Origin of the sequence: Vibrio sp. 779(2023), from assembly GCF_033344285.1 — a bacterium.
GTDB lineage: Bacteria > Pseudomonadota > Gammaproteobacteria > Enterobacterales > Vibrionaceae > Vibrio > Vibrio alginolyticus.
In genome coordinates, this window is sequence record NZ_JAWPOM010000092.1 from 1 (window position 1) to 1447 (window position 1447).

2 protein-coding genes are annotated in these 1447 nt (G+C 46.0%); both read left to right on the top strand.

The features are described from left to right. A partial coding sequence (locus tag R8O70_RS25155) for an ATP-dependent zinc protease (RefSeq protein ID WP_318184453.1) occupies nucleotides 1–859 on the top strand: 859 nt, incomplete at its 5' end. Nucleotides 860–1013: 154 nt separating this feature from the next. After that, nucleotides 1014–1447, top strand: a 434-nt coding sequence (gene greB, locus R8O70_RS25160; RefSeq protein WP_318184454.1) for a transcription elongation factor GreB, incomplete at its 3' end; no start/stop codon positions are given.

The window sequence follows — 1447 nt, forward strand, 5'->3', positions numbered from 1 at the left end:
CGGCGTGGAAAAAACCTTTAAGAGTGCACTGAAGTCCAAGCCATTGGTGATTTCACCGGAAGAGGAAGTGAACATTGATGGCTACGTGGTTCCCGCTTATCCAACCTTTACCGTGAAAACGCCATTATTACGCGTGAATGGATTTGAACTGAGTGAAAAGGGCAAAGACGAAGTCGCGACGTTCTATTTGAGCAATGAAAAAGGCAAAGAAGAAAAAATCACCAAACCCGTGCTGAAGAAACTCAAAGTCGGCGATATGGTGCGTCCTGTGGTGGAAGGTGACTTCTTGTTCGGTAACAAGGAAAAGTCGATGGAGTTTGCTATCGACGTGCTAGATAAAGATGAAGAGCTGCCGTTTTTCGTTTTCGGCCACAACATGGCTAAAGGTGGCGTGCTACTGAATACGCGCGCAGACCACTTGCTCGATGCAAAACCTTTGTTCCGAGCCGGCCACATCGAAGTGGCCGAAGTGGAAGGCATGTCTTTCCCGGTCAAACTGGACACCGGTGCGGATGTCAGTTCTATCAATGCTAAGGACATCAAACTGTTCCAAAAAGATGGCAAAGACATGGTGAGCTTTACCTACGAAAATGACCTCGGTATGCAAAAAGCCTTTACTCGCGAAGTGGTAGACGTAATGAAAATTACTGCGAAAAAAGGCGAGAAAGCAAACGTCCGTCCGGTGGTGGAAATGCACGTCAAACTGGGTGACTTAGAGAAGAAAATTCGCGTGAATTTGCAAGATCGCGGACGCTTTCATTACAGCATGATTTTGGGTAAAAACTTCTTAAAGCACGGTGCGTTAGTGGCGAGTGAAACCAATTACATCGTGACGAAAAAACCAGATTACGAAAAATAGTCGAACCGTCGCCTAACCTAATTGCCAATACCCAAAGTCCGCTCTGAGAATCTTGTGGCTTTGGGTATAATTCTAGGTTTAGGATGAAGATCGCGTAAGCGTCGATGCTGCTGAATGTGCGGCATTTTTTATGCCGAAATGAATAGGAGCCAAATTGAAAACTAAGCTGATTACCCGTGAAGGTTATAACAAACTCAAGCAAGAGCACGATTACCTCTGGAATGAAAAGCGTCCAGAAATCACCAAGATCGTGACGTGGGCGGCCAGCCTTGGCGATCGTTCGGAAAATGCTGACTACACCTTCAATAAACGACTGCTGCGTCAAATCGATCGACGCGTTCGTTTTCTCAGAAAGTTTTTACCTGAAGTCACCATCGTTGATTACTCACCTCAACAAGAAGGCAAAGTCTTTTTTGGTGCTTGGGTCGAGATTGAAAACGAAGCCGGTGATGTGAAGAAGTTCCGCATTGTGGGGCCAGAAGAAATATATGGCGATGCCAAAGATTACATCTCCATTGATTCCCCTATGGCCAGAGCCATGTTGAAAAAGCAAGTGGATGAAGAATTTACCGTTCGAACGCCGGAAGG